Below are 21,972 nucleotides of genomic sequence, written 5' to 3' on the forward strand. Positions count from 1 at the left end.
CAAAAGCTACTATCGAGCCCCGAACCTCAAACAACGGCATCCGTCCCGGCCCTCAAAACCTGAAAGCCTCCGAGGGAGGCGACCTGAAACCCGAAGCCTGAAAGCACTTTCAAGCCAACGGGACCTCGGGCTCCCCTACGGCCTCCTCGACCCTTTCGGCCGCTTTTACGAGATCCCCCGCCTCCCCCAGCCGCACGGCCTCGACCACCCCGGAGCGTCGTCTGAGGTACGCCGCCACGATCCTGGCCTCGTTGGAGCCGTTCTTGCCGGCCGGCGGCAGGTCCTCCCGCCTCTGAAGCGCCTCCTCCGCGAACGTCGTAAGACCGGCCGCGTCCCCGGCCTCGAAACCGCGGTGCGTAATCAGGCGTCCCTCCGACAAGACAAAGACTTCTATAACGCCCGGCTCCGTCGAGGGGGCGACGACGGCCTGGGCACCCTCCCCGCTCACGACCGACCGCGCGAGACGAACCCGCTCTATGCCGGCGATCAGGTCCCGCAGGCGCGCCGCGGCCTCGAACTCGAGCGCCCGCGCCAGGCGTTTGCGCTCCAGGACCAGGGCGTGGAGGTGCTCCTCGCCGCCCTCGCCCCGCAAGAGCGCCACGATCTCGTCCACGACCTCCCGGCGGTACTCCTCCTCGCCCATCCCGGCGCACGGGGCGCAGCGGCCCATCTGGCCGTAGAAGCACGCCTCCCCATCCCCCGGGCAGCGCTTGAGGGGGAAGACCCTGCCGAGGGCCTCGATGCAGGTGTCGAGGACGCCCGCGCTCCTGTACGGCCCGAGGTGGACCACGCCGTCCTCCGGCGCGTTCTCCGTCACCCTGACCGGCATCGGGTACGGCTCGTTGGTGTCGAGCCTTATGAACCAGCTCGCCTTGTCGTCGCGGCCGACGGAGTTGTAGCGGGGCAGGAGGCGTTTGATCTCCCGCGCCTCCAGTATTAGCGCGTGCAGCTCGCTCTCGGTCTCCTTGACCTGAACCTCGGCGACCTCCTCGACGAGCCGGCCCACCTTGCGCCTCCCGTCCCCCCCGTTGAAGTACGTCCGTACCCGCGCCCTCAGATCCTTCGCCTTGCCCACGTAGAGAACTCCGCCGTTCTTGTCCACGAAGTAGTAGACGCCGGGCGTGTTCGGGACGTGCTCGGCGAGGTGCTGCTTCTGCGGCTTGATGCGCCCCTTGCCGCCCCGGATCGTGCCGGCCTCCCCGACGCTCCTCACCCCGGCGGAGCGCAGGAGCTTCAGAAGCCTCTGAAAGACCTCGGTAGTCGCCGATGCGTCGGCCAGCGCCCTGTGGTTCGGCGCCTGGCGCACCCCGAAGTGCGAGACGAGTGCGCTCAGACGGTAGCGCCTCAGGCCCGGAACCAGGCAACGCGCGAGCTTCAAGGTGTCGAGGACGGGGTTGGGCAATGGCACCCCGCCGCGGGCCGCGGCGACGAAGCCGCAGTCGAACTGGACGTTGTGGCCGACCACGACGGAGCCCTCTACGAACTCCTCGAAGCGGGGCATCACCTCGGAGACGGGAGGGGCGCCTGAGACCATGCGGTCCGTTATGCCGGTCAGGCGGACGACGAACGGGTCTATCTTACGCCCGGGGTTAACGAGGGTCGAGAACTCCTCGACCACCTGGCCGCGGACGAGCTTGAGGGCCCCGATCTCCGTGATACCGCCGCCTTTTCCGGCGGAGGCTCCCGTGGTCTCGACGTCGAAGACCACGTACGGAGCATCTTCGAGCGCGAGCGCCGCCACGTCAGCGGTCTTCAGGACATCGTCCTCCCAGGCGAACCTGGGGTCGTCCCCGACGACCCTCTCGACGATCGCCCTGGCATCCCCGTTGGCGTCCGGCAGGGAGAGAAAACCGGCGCAGACCTCCTCGGGGCCGACCGGCTCGCGGTCCTTTACGAAGCCGTAGAGGCTAATGGACGCGGACCTCCGTCCTGGGGGCCTCCTCCTTCGCCGCCGTAGCGATGGTGAGGGCCTGGGCCTCGGTAATGCCCGGTATGGAGACGAGGTTCTCGTAGGTGTACTCGTCGTCGAGGAGGCCGCTGGCGAGGACCCTGGCGCGGGTCTTCATCCCGACGCCAGGCATCTTGGTGGTGTGAAAGAGCTTGCCGCGCTGGATGCGCAAGGCGTCGACCCCGGCGAGCTTTTCGCCGTCTATCAGGACACGCTTGAGGGTGTCCGCGAAGAGCTCGATCTGCTCGGGGTAGAAGACGCTCCGGCCCATGAGGGAAGGCGTCATCGGGAGCGGGTGCAAGAGGTTGGCGTTCCTGACCGTGGTGTGGCCCGGCGGCTCGTTCGGGCCGAGCGGGTCGGGGTCCCCGAGCCTCCTTGCCTTCTCGGCGTGCTCCCAGACCTGCTCTTCGAGATCCCTGTCCAGGTCGAGCTCGGTCTGGACAGGGGCGCCGCGGAAGCGGTCGTTTCGGTTGGCCGCGTGGAGAAAGCGGCGCCCGTTAGTCTCGTTGTCGTGGAACTCGATAACGGCCCGCGCCCGCTTCTCGCCCATGCCGGGCACCCGCGCCAGGTTCTTGAAGTCCCTCTCGTCGAGCAGGCCACGCAGGTCGTCCGGGTCTATCGCCTCGGCCGCCTTCGCCGCGGCCCGCTTGTCCACGCCGCGGACCAGCTCCAGCATCCCCTGGACCGATCCCGGGCAGACGCCGCGCCTGAGGTGGTTGATCTTGCGCACCGCCGTAAACGCGTTGTGGTGCTCCCAGTGCCACACGTACTCCCTGACCCGCTCGACCGCCGCCGCGTCCTCGGGCACGAACTCGATCGTAACCGCGTTCCCGACGTAGCGCCCGTTGGCCCCCGGCATGTGCTCCGCCGGATACATGACCTGCACCTTGACCGACGGCGAGTAGAAGGAGAAGTTCACCGGAACCCCCGGCGCAACCTCCTTCAGCAACCGCCTGCGGAACACGTTGTCTTCGAAATCCGAGTCAAACATAGGGACCGTATTCTACCATCGGCCATCCGTTTCCCGACCCGGAACTGGCCTTCAAGCTGGGCTTCAGGTTGCAGGTTTCGAGATAGGCCTCAGGCATCAGGTCTCGGGCATCAGGGGTGCGACACGACGCGTTGGCCCGTAAGGCGCGAGGGCGGTGAGGATCGGGCGGTGTCGTCGCGGCGAAACAACCCCTTACGCCGCGGAGACGTGCTTGCTGAAGCCTGTAGCCTGAGACCTGAAGCCTCAAAGCAGTTTCTCTTCGCGCAAGACTATCGCCTCGACTGGCTCGCCGGCGCTGACGCCCTCGGATTCCGGGCCGATCAGGGCCAGGGCGTCGGCCTTCGTCAGGGAGCTTACGAGGCCCGAGCCCTGGGCGCCGACCGACCGGGCCAGCCAGCCTCTCTCCGTTCTCTCCAGGGAGACCCTCATCGCGTGCATCCGGCCGAACTTGTTTACGACGTCTTCCTCGAAGTACACGGGGACGCGCGGCCTCCCCTTGTCCTCGCGGCCCATCATGCCCATCAGGGCGGGGCGGACGAAGAGGTCGAAGCAGACCATCGCGGAGACGGGGTTGCCGGGGAGGCCGAAGAAGCGGGTCTCGTCGCGTTTGCCGTAGAAGAGGGGCTTGCCCGGCTTGAACTTCACGCCCCAGAAGACCTGCTCGACGCCGAGGTCTAGCAGGGTGCTCTTGACGAGGTCCTTCTCCCCCACGGAGACGCCACCGCTCGTCACGACGACGTCGGCCGTCTCCAGGGCCTCTTCTATGGCGGCGCGCAGCGTCCCGGCGTCGTCCGAGGCCGCGTAGAGGCGGCGGGCGCCGGCGCCGGCCTCGCGGGCCTGGGCGACGATGGCGTAGGAGTTGGAGTCGAAGATCTCGCCCGGGGCGAGGTCGCGGGTCCCTGGCTCCACGAGCTCCGTCCCCGTCGAGAGGACGACCACCCTCGGCCTGCGGAAGACGGGCAGGGTTCCGTAGCCTTGCGTGGCGGCAAGCGCGATCTCTGGCGCCCCGATCTCGGTCCCCGCCCGCAGGATCGTGTCCCCCTTTTGGGTGTCCTGGCCCGCCTCGCGGATGTTCTGCCCGGGGGACGCGCCCTTCTTCAACTCGAAGCTCTCGCCCCAGCCCGAGGTGTTCTCGACCATCACCGTCGCGTCGGCGCCTTCGGGGATGACGCCGCCGGTGAAGATCTTGATGGCTTCGCCTTCTCCGACGCTCTTCTCCGCCGGACGCCCGGCCGGCGCCTCGTCGACCACCCGAAACGTCCGTCCAGCCTCAGCGTCCGCGCTCCTCACGGCGTAACCGTCCACGGCGCTATTATCGAACGGCGGCGAATCTACTGTAGCCCGCAGGTCCTCGGCGAGCGCGAGGCCCAAGGCCTCTCCCAGCGGCGTCTCTTCTACCGGCAATCGGTGGGTGTTGTCGAGCACCAGCCTCTCGGCGTCGGGGTACTCCATAAGCTTCTCGAAAAGTTGCACGCCTACCTCTTCCCTGCCGTTTCAAGTCTTCCCCGCGGATACGCTACCACACCCTGCGAAGTTGCCGAACCGGCTGGCCCTGAAATTCGAAACGCGCACGGCCCTATCCCTCCGTGGCGTCCAGCCTCTCTGCCACGGCCTCGATCTCCACGAGCTGTCCCTCGTAACCGAGCAGCGAGACGCCCAGAAGCGTGCTCGCCGCGGCGGCCAAGTCCGACTCCTGCACCACCCGCCACACCTCGGCCAGGTCCGACCTGTCCTCCGAGACCACGTAGACGGTCGTCTTTAGAACGTCGTCTCCCGTGGCGCCCGCCGCTTCGAGCGCCCGCGCGAGGTTGGCGAGGACCTGCCTGGTCTGGGCGGCGTAGTCGCCGGGTCCGACGGGGCGTCCTTCTTCGTCGAGCGGGACGGCCCCGGCGGTAAAGACGAGCCTCCCGCCGGTTGCCACGGCCACGTGGGAGTAGCCGGGGGTTGGGGCGAGACCGGGGGCGTTGAAGCGTTCGATCACGGCCCTTCCGGCAGCAACGCCACGGCCCTTCCGGGACCTCCGGATGAGCCCGCTATCTTGACGGGCAGGAAGACGAAGTACGCCCCGCGCACCGGCAACTCGGAGAGGTTGGTGAGCAACTCCACGTAGCGCATCCCGCGCCCGAGTCCCTCCTGATGAACCGGAACTCCGTCGTGGGCGCTGCCTATGCTCGGCGCGTCGATGCCCATGGTCTTTACGCCCTTCTCGTGCAGGTAGACGGCGGTCTCGGGGGACGGCGCCGGCCAGCCGGGGGACTTCTGCGTCACCAACGAGCCGCTCAGGTACTTCTCGCCCTCCCCGCCCTCGACGTAGTACCGGTCCCAGTCCGTCCTGAACAGGACGACCTCCCCCTCGACGAGCGCGCCGCGCTCGTCCTCGAAGGCGCGAACGTGGTCCGGCTCGATAAACGGGCTGATGCCCGGCTCTCCCTGCCCGGAGAGAAAGCTCACGTCGACGACGACGGCGGGGCCCATCAGGTCTTCCAGCGGAACCTTGTCGCCGGTCTGGGCGCCGAGGTCGCTTGCCAGCGGCAGGCCGGAGTCCGGGGGAGGTATGAAGTGGGTTGGGGCGTCGAAGTGGGTGCCGCAGTGCTCGTCTATGACGAAGAAGTTGGTCTGGTAGGGGGCCGAGCTTCGGGTCTTCCCGGTCGGGCCTTCCACCTCGGCGAACCAGTTCCAGTTGTGGTGGGCGAAGGTCATGTGTCCCGGCCAGGTTCCCGGAAGCCTCTCGGAGACGGTCACCGAAAGGTCGACGACCTTCACGGCGGCGAGCGCGGCGAGGTCCGTTTTGTCGAGGTCCATTCTGTCCTCCTTCGTAGAGGTTTCAGGTTTCAGGTCGCCTGCTTCGCAGGCTCTCAGGCTTCGGGGCGCGAGGTCGGGACCCCGACCCGCCAACCACCCCTGATGCCTGGAGCCTGTTCAGAACTTCTCCAGCCGGCCCTCGGCGTCGAAGCGCAACTCCTCCGGCTCCGAGACCACCTCCGCGTCCGAGTTTGCTAGCGCCTCCTCCACCAGGTTTTCGGAGACGTACAGGTGCTCCAGGTGGAGGGTGTTGGGGATGCGGACGAAGCGGGTCTCCCCGGGCGGGACGCCCCAGTTGCAGCGGACGGCGGTTTCCAGGGCTTCCCTATCGTCGGAGAGAACCATCGGGACCTTGGCGCGTTCGACGAAGGTGCTGGTGACGACGTTCGCGTTCATGGCGTTGCGGTCGATCTGGCCGGCCAGGCGTTCGGTGGTCAAATCGGCGAGGCCCACGCCGAGGGCGTTGCCGTGCGACTCCTCGCTGACGTCGCCAACTATCAGGTACTTCACGTTCGGGCTCTCGGGCTCCTCGACGCCGAGGATGCGGAAGCGGCCGATCACGTTCGTGTCCATCCCCGTCCCCGAGTAGTTCTTGCCCAAGGCGTCGACGTAGAGGACGTCTATGTCGGAGATGGGAAGGACCGGCATCATCTCCATGTACCCGCGCAAAAGCTCGCGCTCGCGGTTGGGGATCTCGCGCGTCGGGATCGCCTCGATGGTCGCGGGCTCGTCGTAGGCGTTCTCCACGATGCCGAGCCCGAAGAGAACGTGCCCGGAGTCGAGCACCTCCTCCCCCACTTCGACCATGAAGTCCCTTATGCCCTCGACGCCGTAGCCGTGCAACGCGAGGGCCTGGGCGTGCTTGCCGAGCCCGATGGAGGCCATCTTCAAGAGGCCGCTTTCGACCTCGGCGCGGAAGTCGGTGTGGGCTTTTATCCTGTTGACGACGACCACGCCGTCGGCCTCAGAGGCGATCCTGTCCATAAAGACCGGGATGCCGCGGTCGGTCTCCCCGATCTCGACGGTCTCCATCGAGGACCGGATCGGCGCGCCGCAAGCCTCCTCCGTAACGCCCAGGGAGGCCAGGATCTCGACCTGCCCCTCGGCCGTGGCCCCGCCGTGGCTCCCCATGGCCGGCACTATGAACGGCTCGGCTCCCATCTCCTTCAGCCCGTCCATCACGGCCCGCAGGACCTCGTCGATCCTGGCGATGCCGCGGCTCCCCGCCGTGACGGCCACGCTCATCCCCGGCCTGACGGCGGAGGCTATGTCTTCGCGCCTCAACTGATCGCGCACCGTGCCCTCTACATCCTCCACGCGGGGACGGGGGAAGGTCTGGCGGATCTTTACCACCTTCGGGAAGTCCAAGCTAACTCCTCTCCTCGGCGCCGGCCAGCCGACGGGCGAGGTCCAGGGCGGCCTCCAGGCTCGCGTGGTCGGCCTTGCCGGTGCCGGCGATGTCGAAGGCCGTGCCGTGGTCGACGCTGGTGCGGAAGAACGGCAGGCCGACGGTCACGTTGACGCCCGTGTCGAAGCCCATGAGCTTTATCGGGATGTGGCCCTGGTCGTGGTACTGGACGACGACCACGTCGAAGTGCCCCTGCCTGGCGCGCATCATCACCGTGTCGGGCGCCCACGGGCCGCTGGCGTCGATACCCTCATTCAGGGCCGCCTTCACGGCGGGCCTGATCTTTTCGAGATCCTCCTTGCCGAAGAGCCCGTTCTCCCCGGCGTGGGGGTTGAGGCCGGCGACGGCGACGCGGGGGCTCTCCACGCCGAGCTTCCTCATGGACTGGTGGGCGAGACGTATGACGGCGAGCTCGCGCTCGGGCTGGGCGCGCTCGATCGCCTCTTTCAGGGAGACGTGCGTGCTCACGTGGATCACCTTCAGCTCGTCGGTGACGAGCATCATGGCGTAGTCCTGGGTGCCCGTCAGGTCGGCCAGGATCTCGGTGTGTCCCGGGTACCCGTGGCCCGCGAGGTGCATGGCCTCCTTGTTCAGGGGGGCGGTGGCTATGGCGGCCACGCGCCCGGCGCTCGCGAGCTCCGTCGCCCTCTCGACGTACCGGAACGCCGCGTCGCCGGCCTTCGCGTCCAGCTCGCCGAAGGGCTGGTCCTCCGGGAGTTCGCCGACCTGCAGCACGTCGGCCGTGCCCGGTTCGAAGGCGGCTTCCTCGGGCTCACGGACCTCGTTGATCTTCAAGGACAGCCCCAGAAGTTCCGCGGCGCGGCGCAGCATCCCGACGTCGCCGACTATGAGGGCGTGGTTTCTCTCGTGGAAGCCCGGGTCTGCGAACGTCTTTGCGATTATCTCCGGGCCGATCCCGGCCGGGTCCCCCATAGTTACGGCTACGAGCGGCGGCGTCACGTTCTCTGTTCTCCCTTCAAAAGCGATTCCACGGCCCCGACGAGCGTGTCCGGGCTGCCGAAACCGCCGGCCTTTGTAACGACAGTGTATGGCCTCGGGCCGATCAGGGTCCCGACCGGCACCCCGGCCTCGACCTCCCCGGCGAGCCGGATGCCCGAAGCCCCGAGCCTTCTCGAGACCGCGACGGCCGTCGAACCCCCGGTCAACACCAGCGCGTCGAACAGCCCCTCTTCGGCGAGCGCGGCGGCGGCCCCGGCCAACGCCTTCATTACCCGCCCCCTCGCCCTCGACGAGGCCCTGCCCGAAGAATGGACGGCCACGCACACCCCGCCCGAGAACGTCTCCCGCGCGGCATCCACCACCTCCCCGACCGTGCCGGCCGAGCCGGGACCGACGGGGACGGCCACCTCCCCGTACTCCCCGACGAGCCTGTCGAGCTGCCCCCGCGACGCGCGGTTCAGTGAGCCGACGACCACCAGCACGGATCGCGCCTTGGGGAACGACGCCTTCGCCCCCGCGGGCCGCGGGCCCGGGTAGACGGCCGCGAGCGCCTGCGCGAGACCCGCCGAGCCCGCCCACAGTACCCGCCCCGGGTCGGACACGGCCCTGACCAGCGCCTCGAGGTCAGCGTCGCGCCCCGCGTCGGCGACGGTCCACTCGTAAGCCTCAAGGGCCCGGCTCACGTTTGCGGGGTCTTGGAGGTCTTCCACGCTTAGAGTGCCGACGGACGGCGACCACTCGCCCAGAAGCGTCGGGACGTGTCCTTCCCGGACGGGGGTGCGGGGGTCGTTTCTCATCTCCGTCTCGTGGACGGGGACGCCGTTGACGAGTTGGACGCCGCCCGAGGTCGTGCGCCCGGCGGCGGGAAAGGCGGGGGCGACGACGGCGCGACGGCGTCGGGTGGATTCGAGGGCGGCCGAGAGTTCCGCGGCCACCGAACCGCGCAGGGTGGAGTCGAACTTCTTGTAGACGAGGCGGGCGGGCGGGCGTCCCTCCCCGCCTCCGTGACGTACCGGGCGGCGAGGCCGGGGCGCAGCGTGCGGGAGTCCGTGTCGAAGACGACGGCGTCCAGATCTTCGTCAGGCATCCTGGCCCCCCGGAAGACGACTGCCGTCCGGTAGCCGGCGCGGGCGAACTGGACGCCGGAATCGGCCGCGCCCGTCAAGTCGTCGGCGATTATAGTGGTCAGCACGCTACGGCTTCGCCTCCGCTCTCGGCACGTTTCGGGCCTGCGGCCCTCGCTTTCGGCATTTCAGCTTGTCCCTTTCGGGGCGCGGTTCCAGGAGAGGGCTTCGCTTTCGGTTAGTTTTATGAACGCGTCTTTGCCGACCATGTAGGATTCCATGTCCGCGGGGAACTTTTCGGCCAGATCCTTTTTGAGGTTTCCGTAGGCCAGGGCGGTCTGGGTATGCTCTCTCAGGTAGTCCCTGAAGGCCAGGTGGCGCTCTACTTCGGGGGTGCCGGCCTCGAATACGTGAACGTTGTGGGTGCGAGCAGGTCCGCGATTTTTCGTGAAGAAGCGCCTTCCGGGGATGCCGTATTCTCCCCACGCCTCATAGCCTTTTTCGATCATTGCCCCGTCAAAATCGTCCACGCTCCCGATCTTTCGAACCTCGACAAGGACGTCTATGGTCGGTTTTGCGGCGAGGCCGGGGACCGAGGTGCTGCCGATGTGGTGTATGGCGAGTGCCTCGTCGCCGAGGACGGAGCGTAGCGCGGCGGCTTCGGCCTCGAACGCTTCGCCCCAGGCGGGATCGTGGAATACGACCTTTACTTTTCGGTGTATCACGGGGTGTTCTCCGTCAACCAGCCCTGCCTTCCCGGCGGCGGTTCAGGGCGTCTACGAGGACGGCGAGGAAGATCACGACGCCCTGGACGAACTGGACCCAGAAGGGCGGCACGTTGAGCAGGGTGAGGCCGTTGTTGAGCGTGCCGATGAGCAGGACGCCGACCAGCGTGCCCCCATGCTCCCGCGCCCCCGAAGAGCGAAGTCCCCCGATGACGACCGCCGCTATGACCTGGAGCTCCAGCCCCTCGGCCGCTGACGGGAGCGCGGAGTTCAGCCGGCTCGTGAGGACGACGGCGGAGAGGCCCGCGCAGAGGCCCGAGATGGCGTAGACGAGGAACGAGACCCGGCGCACGGGGATGCCGGCCAGGCGCGCGGCCTCCTTGTTGCCGCCGATCGCGTAGACCTGGTGGCCGAAGACCGTCTGGGTGAGGACGAAGTAGCCGATCGCGAAGACGGCGAGCGTCAGCCACACGAGCAGGCTGATGCCCAGGATCTCCGCCTGCCCGACGAAGGTGAAGCTCGCCGGAAAGCCGAAGACGGTCTGGCCGCTGCTCACGGCGAGGGTGAGGCCGCGGCCCATCGAGAGGACCGCGAGGGTCACTATAAACGGGGTGATGCCGAAGTACGTGGTGGAGAAGCCGTTGAAGGCCCCGATCAAGAGCCCCGCGCCCAGGGCAACGAGTATTCCGACGAAACCGGGGACCCCGCCCTGCATGGAGATCGCGGCCAGCATCCCCGTCAACGCGACTATCGACCCGACGGAGAGGTCTATGCCCGCCGTGATAATAACGAACGTCATGCCGACGGCGGCGATGCCGATGACCGCGGACTGCACGACTATCTGGGTGAAGTTGTCGAACTCGAGAAAGTTGGGGGCGACGATGGCGAGGACCACGCACAGGAGCAGCCAGGCGGCCAGTATCGGGCCGGTGCCGGTCAGGAAGCGGGCCAGGATTCCCCTCACGCCCCGCTTTCCGGAACCCTCCTGCGGGGCCTGTTCTTTGCCGGGCTCCGTCCCGCCGGCGCGTTCTTCTGCCACGACCTATCCTTCCTCCTCTTCCGGTTTCGCGCCGTTGCCCTCGGACCCCGAGGTTGCGTACTCCAGGATCTTCTCCTGGCTCGCCTCCGAGCCGGAGATCTCGCCCACCACCCTCCCCGCGCGCATCACCACTATGCGGTCGGCCATCCCGAGAAGCTCAGGGAACTCCGAGCTGACCATGACCACCGCTCCGCCGCCGGCGGCGATACCCAGCATGTGCTCGTAGATCTCGCTCTTCGCCCCAACGTCTATCCCCCGCGTCGGCTCGTCGAGCAACACGACGGACGGCTCGGTCGCCATCGCCCGAGCCAGCACCACCTTCTGCTGGTTGCCGCCGGAGAGCTGCCCGGCCTCCTGTTTCAGAGACGAAGCCCTCACCCCGAAACGTTCCCTCAACCTCTGCCCGAAGGAGCGGTAGCGGCTTCCGTCCACGAAGCCGGCGCGGCTGATGCGGTCGAGGACGCTTAGGATCATGTTCTCGTTGATGGTCGCGGAATGTACGAGCCCCTCCGTCCCCCTGTCCTCCGGCACGTACACGATACCGGCGTCCAGGCCTTCCGAGACGGTGCGCACCTTCCGCGCCTGTCCTTTGACCAGGATCTCGCCCCCGGTCGCCGGCGTGACGCCGGCTATGGTCTTGAGCGTCTCGGTGCGGCCAGCGCCGACTACGCCCGCGAGGCCGAGGATCTCCCCCCGCCTCACGCTGAACGAGACGTCCCGCACCCGCGGCTCCAGGCTGAGGTTCTTTACTTCGAGGGCCACCTCCCCGAGCTCCCGCTCGCGGGTCGGAAAGAGGGAGTCGAGGCGCTTGTTGACCATCGCCTGCACGAGCGACTCGGTGGTCCACCCCTTTATGGGACGGGAACCGACGACCGCGCCGTCGCGCATCACGGTCGCGGCGTCGCAGATCTCGAAGACCTCCTCCAGGTGGTGGCTTATGTAGATGACGGAGATGCCTTCTTTGCGAAGGTCGCGCACCACGTCGAAGAGGACCTGTATCTCGGAGCTCTGCAGGGCGCTGGTCGGCTCGTCCATGACCAGTACGCGGGCGTCGCGGTGAAGCGCCTTCGCCACCTCGACGAGCTGGCGCACCCCGAGCCTGAGCGACCGGACTGGGGCCCCCGTGCTCAGGTTTTCGAGCCCGACCCTGGCGAGCAGGCGCCGCGCCCGCGCCCGCGCCTCGCGGCGGTCGAGCAGCGGGCCGCGGGCCGGCATGTCCCCCAGAAAGAGGTTCTCGGCGACGCTCATCTCCGGGACGAGGCTCAACTCCTGGTAGATCACGGCGACCCCGGCGGCCAGGGCGTCGGCCGGGCTGCCGGCCTCCAGCGGCCTCCCGCCCACCACTATGCGCCCCTCGTCGGGCCGGTAGGCCCCGGCCAGCACCTTTATGAGGGTAGACTTGCCGGCCCCGTTCTCCCCGACGATACCCATGACCTGCCCGCGCTCGACCCGCAGGTCCACCCCCTTGAGCGCGTGCACGCCCGGGAACCTCTTGTCTATCCCCTCCATCACAAGCGCGGTCTCTGTCACGAGTCTCCCTGAGTAGAGGCTTCAGGTGTCAGGTGACAGGCATCAGCAAAAACCTCGAAAGCTGATGCCTGTAGCCTGAAGCCTGTCACCTACTTGACCTGGTTGCTCCAGATGCCGTATTCCTTCACTTCCTGGCTGTCTATGTTCTCTTTGTCGATAACTATAGTCGGGTAGAAGTACTCCTTGGGGGGTGTCTTGTCCTGGTTTATCTGCTGGTCTATAAAGTCCATGGCGGTGCGGGCCATCTCGACGGGGTTCTGGCTCACGGTGGCGGTTTGCTTGTCGTTACGGATGGCGTCGAGGGCCTGGGCGGTGCCGTCGATGCCGACGACGTAGATGTGCTCGTCGCTGCTCGGGGGCTCGTAGCGGTTGGCCGAGTCTATGGCGCGAATAGCGCCGACCGTGTTGTCGTCGTTGGCGCCGAAGATCGCGTCGACCTTGGGGTTGGCCTGGAGGATGTTGGTGGTTACGTTCAGGGCCTTCTCCTGGTCGAAGTCCGCGGGCTGGTTCGCCACGATCTCGATGTCCGGGTACTGCTTCATGACCTGCTGGAAGCCGGTCTCCCTGTCCGCCGCGGCGGTGGTGCCGACGAGGCCCTGCAGGTCGACCACGTTGCCCCTCGGCTCGCCGTAACGCTCCCGCAAGAGGTCGACTATATAGTTCGCGCCCTTCTTGCCCGCTTCCACGTTGTTCGTCTCGACGACGCTGGCGAGCTCGCCGCCCTCGGCGCCGCGGTCGAGGGTGTAGACGGGGATGTCGGCGTTGTTGGCGGCCTGGACCGCGGGGACTATGCCGTTGGCGTCTATCGGGACGAGGACGAGGGCGTCGACGTCCTGGGTTATGAGGTCCTGGGTCTGGTTGAATTGGGCACCGGCGTCGCCGTTGGCGTTCGTCTCCTTGAGCTGGAAGCCGTGCTCCTTCGCGCCGTCTTTGACGCCCTTCTGCAGGCCGACGAAGAACGCGTTGTTGAGCGTCGGGCCCGCGTAGCCGACCGTGATGTCGCCACCTCCGCCCCCGCCGCCGCTGCCGCCGCAGGCCGTAACCACCAGCGCCAGCGCGGAGACCAGAACGACCCGAACCAAAGAACCTCTCACCGTTACTCCTCCTAATCTCTCTCCCGGGACCGTTCGGGTCCCGCGCTTCAAATCCTCGTCCAGAGTTCTCTTCAAGGCTCCTTCTCCCGCTTCGGGCTCGAAGCCTTACCGGGCAAGGTATCCTCCGTCCACGGGCAGGATCGCGCCGGTCACGAACGAGGCCTCGTCCGAGGCCAAAAACAGGATCGCGTTCGCCACCTCCGATGGCTCCCCGAGCCGCCCGATGGGGTGCGCCTCCTTCATGGGCGCCACGTAGTCTTCTGGGAGGTCCCTGACCGCCTCCGTCGCTATGGTGCCCGGCGCCACGGCGTTCACGCGGATGCCGCGGGCCGCCCACTCGACGGCGAGGTGCTTGGTGATCCCGGTCGCCACGAACTTCGCGGGGCCGTAAGTCGACTGCTCCGCCTGCCCGGCCATCCCGCTTATGGACGAGAGGCAGATTATGGAGCCGCCCGGGTCCTCCTGATTCAGCATGGCCTCTACGGCGAACTTGCAGGTCAAGAACATCCCCCGCCCGTCCACGGCCATTACGTGGTCCCAATCCTCCGGCGTCGCGTCCACTATGTTGTTGAGCGGGATCACCCCGGCGTTCGCCACGAGCACGTCGACCCGCCCGAACGATTCGACCGCCGCGCCGATGATCTTCTTCGCGTCTTCCACGGAGGAGACGTCACCGACGACCGATACCACCTCTGCGCCCTCGCCGGAGAGTCGGCCTTCCAGGTCCTCGAGCCCGGCCTCGTCCACGTCGTTTACGACGAGCCTTGCCCCTTCGCGGGCGAAGAGCTCGGCGGTGGCCCGCCCGATGCCCTTGGCGGCCCCCGTCACGACGGCGGACTTCCCTTCGAGCCTGTTCAAACCCGTCTCTGCCACGCCTTCCTCCTGTCGCTACGCATTGTGGGACTTCTTCATGCCAGATGCACCCGCACCCCGCAGGCGCCGGCGGCCTCGAGGGCCTCGGGCGGGGCGGCGGTGTCGGTTACGAGGTCGTCCAGCCGGTTCATGCGGGCCACCTCGAAGAAGGACGGCGGACGGAACTTGCTGTGGTCGGCGAGCAGGACGACGCGGTGGGCCGCCCGCATCATGGCCCGCTTTGCCTCCACGACGTCGAGGCTCGACTCGCTAAGGACGTCGCCCGTTACCGCGTGGATGCCGACCAGAGCCACGTCCACGTGCAGGCCGTTCAGGAACGTCTGGGTGTACGAGCCGAGCAGGGTAAAGGAACCGTCCCGGATCTCCCCCCCCGGCACCACGACGGTCACGCCCGGCGCCTCGGCAAGCACGGAGGCGACCCCCACGTCGTTCGTGACCGCGGCGACCCCGAGGTTCCGCCGTCCCAGCGCCTCCGCCGCGGCGAGCACCGTCGAGGAGGAGTCGAAGACGACGCTCTGCCCCGCCTCGAGCAGCGTCGCCGCGTAGTCCCCGATCCTCTTCTTCTCCCCCGGGTTGTGCAAGCGCCGGTCCTCGAACCGGTGCTCGAAGGCCGTGCCCTCGACCGTGACGGCGCCGCCGTGAGACCGGCGCACCGCCCCCTCCCGGTCCAACTCGTCAAGATCGCGGCGCACCGTCGAGCCCGAGACGCCGAGGGCGTCCGAGATCTCCGCGATCGAAGCCGAACCCCGCCGCCCCAACAACGCCCGGATCTCAGCGCGCCGCTGCGCGGGTATCTTGCGCTCCAACGTCCTCCCTATCCACCCTTCTTGCTACAATCCCCGTTTTGAGACCGGGCAGCTTACCACGAAACTCCGGATACGGTCAAAGGTTGCCAAAACTTCCCAACCAAATTATGCATCCCCCTTTCGCCCGGGGGCGATTACCGCTACGATGTGCATGACTCTCAAGGAGGAGTCGGGGAAAAGGTGTTTTGTCTATTGGGCGGATATCGGCCCGCGCGGCCAGTGGGGAAAGGGAGGAGAGCGTGGACACAGGCAGAGGCTCGGGCCCGGAGGACGGGCCGCGGAGGGTCGGGGACGTACGCGAAGAGCGAGAAGGCACTAGTACGCAGGGGAGAACCGGGGAAGACGGTCAACTAACGAATCGTGACGCCGGAAGGGAAGCGGGGGGGGTTGCTGCGGCGGACGCCCAGGAAGGTTGGAACATCCCATCCGGGGTACTGCCGCCGATAGGGTCCAGGGACCTGCCGGAGCCGGTGCCGCTCGGCAAGCTGTTCGGCGCCAGCGTGGTTATCCTCGCCACGGCGCTCGGGTCCGGCGAGTTCATAATCTGGCCCTACATCACCACGCAGATAGGGATAGCGTTCCTGTGGCTCGCGCTGATCGGGTTCTTCGTGCAGTTCGTCATGAACATGGAGATCGAGCGCTACACGCTGGCCACCGGCGAGACGGCGGTCACCGGTTTTACCCGAATGTGGAAACCCTGGGGGATATTCTTCGTGTTGGGGGCCGTGTTGCCCAACGCCTTCCCAGGCTGGGCGACGGGCGGGGCCACGTTGTTCACCTACCTCTTCGGCTTCGGAAGCATCCCCGTAATCGCCACCATAGTCCTCATCTCCACGGCGCTCGCGCTGACCCTATCGCCGGTCGTCTACCAGGCCCTGGAGAAGATCCAGATGGTGCTCGTCGGCATCATCATGCTCTTCCTGATCGTCGGCGTATTCGCCGCCACCGAGCTGGGTGCCTGGACCAGCGTCGTCACGCAGGCTCCCGGCAGCGTCCCGGGGGTGCCGGGGGCCATCGCGGCGCTCGGGGCCGCGACGTTCCTGGGCGCCATAGCCTTCGCCGGGGCCGGCGGGGCCAACAACCTGACCCAGAGCAACTACATCAGGGACAAGGGTCTCGGGATGGGCGGGCTCATGCCGAAGGTCGTCTCCCCGATCACGGGCGAGGAGCAGGCGGCCCCGTCGCTCGGGTACACCTTCCCGGTGAACGAGGAGAACATGCGCCGCTGGCGCGGTTGGTGGAAAGTGGCCAACCGGGAGCACTTCATCACCTTCTTCTGCATCGGCGCCTTTACGCTCCTCATGCTCTCCGTGCTCGTCTGGTCGGCTGTGGGCCAGAGGGGTATCGGGGAAGACCTCGAGTTCATCAACACCGAGGCCCAGATCCTCGGCGACCAGATAGGCGGCTGGTTCAGGTCCTTCTTCCTCTTCGCCGGCATGGTAGTCCTCTTCTCGACCAGCATAGGCATCATGGACTACGTCAGCAGGCTAAGCGCCTCCGAGCTGAAAGTCAGCTTCTTCCCCAACAGCCAGGCCATAACCGAGAGCCGGATCTACTTCTTGTTCGCGTGGGTCATCGCCATCGGCGGGTCGCTGATCCTCTTGGCCGGCCTGGAAGCGCCGCTGGTGTTGCTGATCATCTCCGCGTCGGGCGGCGGGGTCGTGATGGCCTTCTACCTTGGGCTTCTCATCCGGCTCAACACCAGGGCCCTGCCAGAAGCCATCAGGCTCAGGGGCTGGCGCCTGTGGGTCATGTGGCCGACCTGGCTCATCTTCGTCGCCCTCTCGATCTACCTGGTGTACTTCCAGATCGTGTCCAACTTCTTCGGGGGTTAGAAGGCGCTGTCGATAAAAGACGCTAACGGGGAAGCGCGGCCGGGGTGAAACGGCTCTGGCTGCGCTTCCTCGCGTTTACCGTGATCTTCTGCGTCCTGATGACGCTAGCCTTCCTGATCGGGATTCTCGACTAGAGCAGTTCGCAGAAGTATCGAGCCTACCGCGAGCAGGCATTCGGGTTTTAGGGGTGGAGGGTCGAAGCCTGCACGCGGCCTCGGGGCGCACCCCTGAGAGCCTCGGTGCCCCGTGGGCGGCGAGGGTCGGTCCTTCCGCAAACCGCTGTAGGTAGGGACGCGAGGCCCTCTATCCCACCAGGATCACGTGCACGTCGCCCGGGCCGTGCATCCCGACGAAGAGCGACATCTCTATGTCTCCCGACCGGCTCGGCCCCGTGTGGAAGCAGACGTTGGCCGGTAGCGGTCCCCCTGAGTATTTTTCTATGGCTTCGGGAACGGTGCGCAGGATCTGGTCTACCCTCACGACCGCCACGTAGGTGGGCGGCAGGAGCGTCACCGACCGGCCCATCCCGGGGCCGCCTTCGAGGACGAGCGTCCCGGTCTCGGCGACCGCCCAGGCGGCCGTGGAGAGCCCGACGTCCGCTTTGCCGGCCACCTCGCGGAAGTCTTCGAGGTCCCGCCAGACAGCGACGCCCACACCGGCTCGTCCGAGCGGTTCGTCCACGCCTAGAGCTTCGAGCTCTTCGACGTCCCAGCGGACCAGGAGGTTCGCCCCTCTTTCGCGCACCACGGAGAGGACGTGATCCCTGGCTTCGTCCACGCTCGCGACGCGCACCCCGTGCCCCCCGAGGGCTTCGAGCTCTTCGAGGAACCGGGCGGGTGGGTCCTCTACCTGCGGGCTGTGGCGCGGTTCGTCTTTGGGGGTCCAGGCGACGTCCGGGGCGTTGGTCGGCTTGTAGCGGCCCCGCTGGGTGCGGTGGCGAACCTTCTGGAGAAACTCGGCGCGGTCGGCCACTCTAGATGCCTTCTTTCCAGAGCTGGCTGAAAGGTTTGGGGGCGAGCTTTGGGAGGTCGCGGCTGTTCGTCCAGGCGCCGAGGGGGCCCGGCAAGGTCTTTGGGGCGCCGGCCTTCGCGAGGGGTCTCTGGGCCAGGCGTCCGGCTTTGCCCGAGATCCTGTACAGGGCGGGGTTCTTCATTGTGTTCTCGAAGCCCTTGAAGGCGAGGCCCTGGGCCCTGCCCGTTATACCCTCCTGCACCTGCTTGTTGCGGAGCTTGAGCAGAAGGTCGTGCAGCGGGATGCCGACGGGGCAGGCCTCCCAGCACGCGCCGCAGAGGCTGGAGGCGTGCGGGAGATCCTTCGCCTCCTTGCCACCTTTCAGAAGCGGGGTTATGACGGCGCCGATCGGTCCCGAATACGTCGAGCCGTAGGCGTGGCCGCCGGTCTGGCGGTAGACGGGGCAGACGTTCAGGCAGGCGCCGCACCGGATGCAGTAGAGGGCTTCCTCGAAGGGGGTGCCGAGCAGCTCCGAGCGGCCGTTGTCCATCAGGATCAGGTGAAACTCCTCCGCCCCGTCGAGCTCGCCCGGAGCCCGCGGGCCGGTGACGAAGTTCGTGTAGACGGTGAGCTTCTGGCCCGTGCCGCTCCTCGCCAGCAGCCGGACGAACACCGACAAATCCTCGAAGCGCGGGACGAGCTTCTCTATGCCCATCACGACGACGTGAACCGGCGGGACGCTGGTGACGAGCCTGCCGTTGCCCTCGTTCGTTACGGTGGCGATGGTTCCCGTCTGCGCGACCCCGAAGTTGGCGCCGGTGATGCCGATGTCGGCGGCCAGGAACTTCTCGCGCAGGCGCCTCCTCGCGAAGGAGCCCAAAGCCTCGACGTCGGGGGGGAGCCTCTCGCCGGCCGTCTCGGAGAGGACCTCCGTTATCCGGCGGCGGTTCATGTGGAGGATGGGGCCGACGATGTGGGAGGGCGTGTCGCCCGCCAGCTGGGCGATCCACTCGCCGAGGTCCGTCTCCACGATCTCGAGGTCGAGGTCGGCGTAGTCCTCCTCCAACCTCCGGTTGAGCTCGATCTCCTCGGTCGCCATGCTCTTTGACTTGGTGATTACCTTGGCGCCGCGCCGCCGTGCCAGGTCGCCTATGTACCGGACCACGTCCTCCCCGGTCTCGGCGAAGAAGACGTTGCCCCCGCGCCCCTCGACGGCGTCGGCCATCTGGCCGAGGTGGCGGTCGAGGTTCGCCATCGTCTCCTGCTTTATGCGGTAGGCCCGCTCCCGCAGCTCGGGGGCCTCCGGCAGGGCGTTCAGGACGGCGTTGCGCCCCGCCACGGACTTGTTCGTGAACAGCTCGACGGAGTCGTGGAGTTCTTCGTCCCTCACGGCGCGCCGGGCCCTGTCGTTGAAGCCCTCCACCGGGCTCGTGAGGCCCTCCGGGCGCCTGTCCTCGGTCTCGCGCCGGTTGGCCGGCTTCTTCGTCTCCAAGACTATCCCCCGTTTCCGTCGAGCACCTGGGCGAGGTGCAGCACGCGGGTGTCGCGGCCCTTGCGGGCCAGGCGTCCCTTGAGGTGCATCAGGCAACTGGAGTCGCAGGAGATCAGGGTATCCGCCCCGCTCTCCACGAGCGCCTTTATCTTTTCGTCGGCCATCGCCACGGAGACGTCGGGCATCTTCACCGAGAAGGTCCCCCCGAACCCGCAACAGAGCTCCTCGTTGCGCCAGTCCAAAAGCTCCAGGTTCTCTACGTTCTTCAACAACTCTTGCGGCTCTTCGAGCACCCCGAGCTCCCGCCGCTGGTGGCATCCCGTGTGGAAGACCGCGCGGCCCTCGAGCTTCGCCCCGAAATCTGTTACGCCGAGCACGTTGACCAGGAAGTCCGAGAACTCCCTGACGCGCGGGGCCAGCTCCTCGGCGCGGTCGCGCTCGTCGGGGAGGTTCTCGTAGATAAACGGGTAGTAGTGGCTGACCATCGTGGCGCAGGAGCCCGAGGGGCAGACCACGTGGTCCCACTCCTCCCCTTCAAAGACGTCCATGAAGTGGCGCCCGACGGACCTGGCCTCGTCGAAGAAGCCCGAGTTGAAGGCCGGCTGGCCGCAGCAGGTCTGCCCTTGCGGGTAGACGACCTCGACGCCGAGCTTGCGGAGCACGCGCACCACGCTCACGCCCACCTCGGGGTTGACAAGGTCCACGTAGCACGGAACGAATAGCGCGACCCTCAAAGACCCTCCCACCTTTCCACCGCAAGACTTCCCGGGCCAGTATAGCAACGCAGAATGGCCGTCAGCATTCAGCTATCAGCCGTCAACCAAACCGATTCTTGTCGGGGGCCGATTGTTTTAGAATGGTCCCGGGAAGGTGGGCGGTTCGAGGGAAGACGTTTACGACCGTGGGCGCGGAGAGACTCTGTCTTCGGCATCCGGCGCTTCCGGAGAGCCCGGCCCTCCAGCCGCCAGGAGACGAGCCCGGAGGTCAGAGCGTGCAGACAGAGAGGCCGGTTTACGAGGAGATCGAGGAGCTTCTGCGGGGCGTCGAGCAGCCGCGGTTCGCCCTCATCGAGCAGTCGGTGGATTCCCCCGCTGCCCTGTCGGACGTTCGGGGGGCCGTCAGGGAGGCCCTGAAGGGCGTCGAGGTGCCCTCCGGCTCGGTCGCCGTTGGGGTCGGGAGCCGGGGTGTTGGCGGCATCGCGGAGGTCGTGGCGGCGCTCGTGGGGGTCCTGAAGGAGCGGGGGGCCGAGCCTTTCGTCGTGCCGGCGATGGGGAGCCACGGGGCGTCCACGGCCGAGGGGCAGGCGGACGTGTTGAGGCACCTGGGCGTCAGCGAGGAGACCGCCGGGTGCCCCGTCCGGGCGACCATGGAGTCCGTGAAGATCGGGGAGACGCCTGCGGGCGTCGAGGTCTTTATGGACAAGAACGCTTACGAGGCCGATTCCGTGATCGTGGTCAACAGGATCAAGCCGCACACCGCGTTCCGCGGGGCGGTGGAGAGCGGACCGACGAAGATGCTCGCGATCGGTCTCGGCAAACAGCGGGGCGCCCACTCCATTCACTCGGCCGGCTGGCACGCCATCCACGAGACCATCCCCCAGGCCGCCAGGGTCGCCGTCGAGACGGGCAAGGTCGCCTTCGGCCTCGCCGTCCTAGAGAACGCCGACGAAGAGCCGTACAGGGTGGCCGCCATCCCGGCCGATAACCTGGAAGAGGCCGAGGCGCCGCTGCTCGAAGAGGCGAAAAAGAAGCTCCTCAGGCTCCCCTTCGAAGACCTCGACGTGCTGATAGTCGACGAGATCGGGAAGAACATAAGCGGCGACGGCGCGGACCCGAACGTGACCGGACGCTACCCCACCACCGCCGCTTCGGGGGGACCGAGGATAGAGCGCGTGGTCTTTCTCGGCCTCACGGAGGAGACGGGCGGCAACGCCAACGGCCTCGGGGCCGCGGACGTCGTGACGGAGCGGCTGGCGGGCGCTATGGACCGCCCGTCCACCTACATGAACGCCCTCACCTCGACGACGCCCGTGCCCGTCAAGATCCCGATGGTCATGCCGAACGAGAGGATGGCCCTCGCCGCCGCCCTCACCATGTGCGCCGGCGTCTCCCCGGCGGGGGCCCGGATCGTTCGCGTCCAGAACACCCTCAAGCTCCGCCGCATGTGGGTCTCGGAAGCCCTGCTCGAAGAGGTGGAGAGAGACGAGAGGCTGCGGGTTGTCCAAGGGCCGCAGGAGATGCGCTTCGACGAGGGCGGCACGTCGGCCTGAAATGGCGCCCAACAGGACCGAAACCATCCGCGGCTTGATCCAAAACCGGCCTAGACCGTATTAAAGGGAGAAGATTAAAGCGGTTTGCGAAGAGGCCCAGCCTCTTCGCGGGGCTATCAGCTATCAGCCTTCGGCTTTCAGCGAGAGCAAAAAGGCTGATGGCTGAGAGCGGAGGCGAAGCCGCA

19 protein-coding genes and 2 pseudogenes are annotated in these 21,972 nt (G+C 67.2%); 2 read left to right on the top strand and 19 right to left on the bottom strand.

Annotated features, from left to right (window positions below; all coding sequences use genetic code 11):
- Positions 1–109: 109 nt before the first annotated feature.
- The 16 genes and pseudogenes from GBA63_RS17080 to GBA63_RS17150 form a co-directional block, all read right to left on the bottom strand.
- Positions 110–1,741 carry a DEDD exonuclease domain-containing protein gene (locus tag GBA63_RS17080; protein WP_166178014.1) on the bottom strand — a complete coding sequence of 544 codons (1,632 nt, stop codon included), beginning with the start codon at positions 1,739–1,741 and terminating at the stop codon, positions 110–112.
- Between the two features lie 166 nt (positions 1,742–1,907).
- Complete coding sequence (locus GBA63_RS17085; protein ID WP_166178016.1) at positions 1,908–2,939, bottom strand: helix-hairpin-helix domain-containing protein; 1,032 nt, start codon at positions 2,937–2,939, stop codon at positions 1,908–1,910.
- 243 nt (positions 2,940–3,182) lie between these two features.
- Positions 3,183–4,412 carry a molybdopterin molybdotransferase MoeA gene (locus tag GBA63_RS17090; protein WP_166178018.1) on the bottom strand — a complete coding sequence of 410 codons (1,230 nt, stop codon included), beginning with the start codon at positions 4,410–4,412 and terminating at the stop codon, positions 3,183–3,185.
- Between the two features lie 103 nt (positions 4,413–4,515).
- On the bottom strand, positions 4,516–4,917 hold the full coding sequence (locus GBA63_RS17095) for a RidA family protein (RefSeq protein ID WP_407690855.1): 402 nt from the start codon (positions 4,915–4,917) through the stop codon (positions 4,516–4,518).
- The gene (locus tag GBA63_RS17100; RefSeq protein ID WP_166178022.1) at positions 4,917–5,741 is read right to left on the bottom strand and encodes a cyclase family protein; all 825 of its coding nucleotides are present in this window, start codon (positions 5,739–5,741) and stop codon (positions 4,917–4,919) included. Before GBA63_RS17100 ends, GBA63_RS17095 begins: the two co-directional genes overlap by 1 nt.
- Before the next feature lie 117 nt (positions 5,742–5,858).
- Positions 5,859–7,109, bottom strand: coding sequence for a nickel pincer cofactor-dependent isomerase, group 22 (locus GBA63_RS17105; protein WP_166178024.1), 1,251 nt, complete (start codon positions 7,107–7,109; stop codon positions 5,859–5,861).
- Position 7,110: 1 nt separating this feature from the next.
- Complete coding sequence (gene pdxA, locus GBA63_RS17110; protein WP_207956871.1) at positions 7,111–8,109, bottom strand: 4-hydroxythreonine-4-phosphate dehydrogenase PdxA; 999 nt, start codon at positions 8,107–8,109, stop codon at positions 7,111–7,113.
- Positions 8,106–8,591 (bottom strand): nucleotide-binding domain containing protein, encoded by a 486-nt coding sequence (locus GBA63_RS23740; protein WP_228282608.1) that lies wholly within the window; start codon positions 8,589–8,591, stop codon positions 8,106–8,108. The genes pdxA and GBA63_RS23740 overlap by 4 nt, the downstream gene beginning before the upstream one ends.
- Before the next feature lie 75 nt (positions 8,592–8,666).
- Positions 8,667–9,074, bottom strand: a pseudogene (locus GBA63_RS24075) (four-carbon acid sugar kinase family protein); the annotation flags it as partial.
- A gap of 29 nt (positions 9,075–9,103) precedes the next feature.
- Positions 9,104–9,301 (bottom strand): annotated as a pseudogene (locus GBA63_RS24485) (four-carbon acid sugar kinase family protein); the annotation flags it as partial.
- Between the two features lie 60 nt (positions 9,302–9,361).
- A complete protein-coding gene (locus GBA63_RS17125) occupies positions 9,362–9,898 on the bottom strand; it encodes a GrpB family protein (RefSeq protein ID WP_166178030.1) in 537 nt (178 codons plus the stop codon).
- A gap of 13 nt (positions 9,899–9,911) precedes the next feature.
- Positions 9,912–10,937 (bottom strand): ABC transporter permease, encoded by a 1,026-nt coding sequence (locus GBA63_RS17130; RefSeq protein WP_166178032.1) that lies wholly within the window; start codon positions 10,935–10,937, stop codon positions 9,912–9,914.
- A 3-nt stretch (positions 10,938–10,940) separates the two neighbouring features.
- Positions 10,941–12,467, bottom strand: a complete 1,527-nt coding sequence (locus GBA63_RS17135; protein ID WP_207956872.1) for a sugar ABC transporter ATP-binding protein — start codon at positions 12,465–12,467, stop codon at positions 10,941–10,943.
- 89 nt (positions 12,468–12,556) lie between these two features.
- The gene (locus GBA63_RS17140; protein ID WP_166178034.1) at positions 12,557–13,561 is read right to left on the bottom strand and encodes a sugar ABC transporter substrate-binding protein; all 1,005 of its coding nucleotides are present in this window, start codon (positions 13,559–13,561) and stop codon (positions 12,557–12,559) included.
- Between the two features lie 105 nt (positions 13,562–13,666).
- Positions 13,667–14,434: an SDR family NAD(P)-dependent oxidoreductase gene (locus GBA63_RS17145; protein WP_207956873.1), complete on the bottom strand. Its 768-nt coding sequence runs from the start codon at positions 14,432–14,434 to the stop codon at positions 13,667–13,669.
- A gap of 35 nt (positions 14,435–14,469) precedes the next feature.
- Positions 14,470–15,240 (bottom strand): DeoR/GlpR family DNA-binding transcription regulator, encoded by a 771-nt coding sequence (locus GBA63_RS17150; RefSeq protein WP_166178036.1) that lies wholly within the window; start codon positions 15,238–15,240, stop codon positions 14,470–14,472.
- 239 nt (positions 15,241–15,479) lie between these two features.
- On the opposite strand from GBA63_RS17150, the gene GBA63_RS17155 reads away from it, so the two are divergent.
- On the top strand, positions 15,480–17,075 hold the full coding sequence (locus tag GBA63_RS17155) for an Nramp family divalent metal transporter (protein ID WP_228282150.1): 1,596 nt from the start codon (positions 15,480–15,482) through the stop codon (positions 17,073–17,075).
- 303 nt (positions 17,076–17,378) lie between these two features.
- Here the strand turns inward: GBA63_RS17155 and GBA63_RS17160 are convergent, their stop codons facing one another.
- The 3 genes from GBA63_RS17160 to GBA63_RS17170 are packed head-to-tail and all read right to left on the bottom strand — an operon-like array spanning position 17,379 to position 20,252.
- Positions 17,379–18,047 (bottom strand): LutC/YkgG family protein, encoded by a 669-nt coding sequence (locus GBA63_RS17160; protein WP_166178038.1) that lies wholly within the window; start codon positions 18,045–18,047, stop codon positions 17,379–17,381.
- A 1-nt stretch (position 18,048) separates the two neighbouring features.
- Entirely contained in the window at positions 18,049–19,518 is a 1,470-nt protein-coding gene (locus tag GBA63_RS17165; RefSeq protein ID WP_166178040.1) for a LutB/LldF family L-lactate oxidation iron-sulfur protein, read from the bottom strand.
- 2 nt (positions 19,519–19,520) lie between these two features.
- On the bottom strand, positions 19,521–20,252 hold the full coding sequence (locus tag GBA63_RS17170) for a (Fe-S)-binding protein (protein WP_166178042.1): 732 nt from the start codon (positions 20,250–20,252) through the stop codon (positions 19,521–19,523).
- Positions 20,253–20,509: 257 nt separating this feature from the next.
- On the opposite strand from GBA63_RS17170, the gene GBA63_RS17175 reads away from it, so the two are divergent.
- The gene (locus GBA63_RS17175) at positions 20,510–21,787 is read left to right on the top strand and encodes a nickel pincer cofactor-dependent isomerase, group 22 (protein WP_166178044.1); all 1,278 of its coding nucleotides are present in this window, start codon (positions 20,510–20,512) and stop codon (positions 21,785–21,787) included.
- Positions 21,788–21,972: the final 185 nt, after the last annotated feature.

Origin of the sequence: Rubrobacter tropicus (assembly GCF_011492945.1) — a bacterium.
GTDB lineage: Bacteria > Actinomycetota > Rubrobacteria > Rubrobacterales > Rubrobacteraceae > Rubrobacter_D > Rubrobacter_D tropicus.

What these genes read in the sequence shown, in the direction of transcription:
- GBA63_RS17085 (WP_166178016.1), bottom strand. Translation starts at nt 2,939, where the DNA reads ATGTTTGACTCGGATTTCGAAGACAACGTGTTCCGCAGGCGGTTGCTG.
- GBA63_RS17100 (WP_166178022.1), bottom strand. Translation starts at nt 5,741, where the DNA reads ATGGACCTCGACAAAACGGACCTCGCCGCGCTCGCCGCCGTGAAGGTC.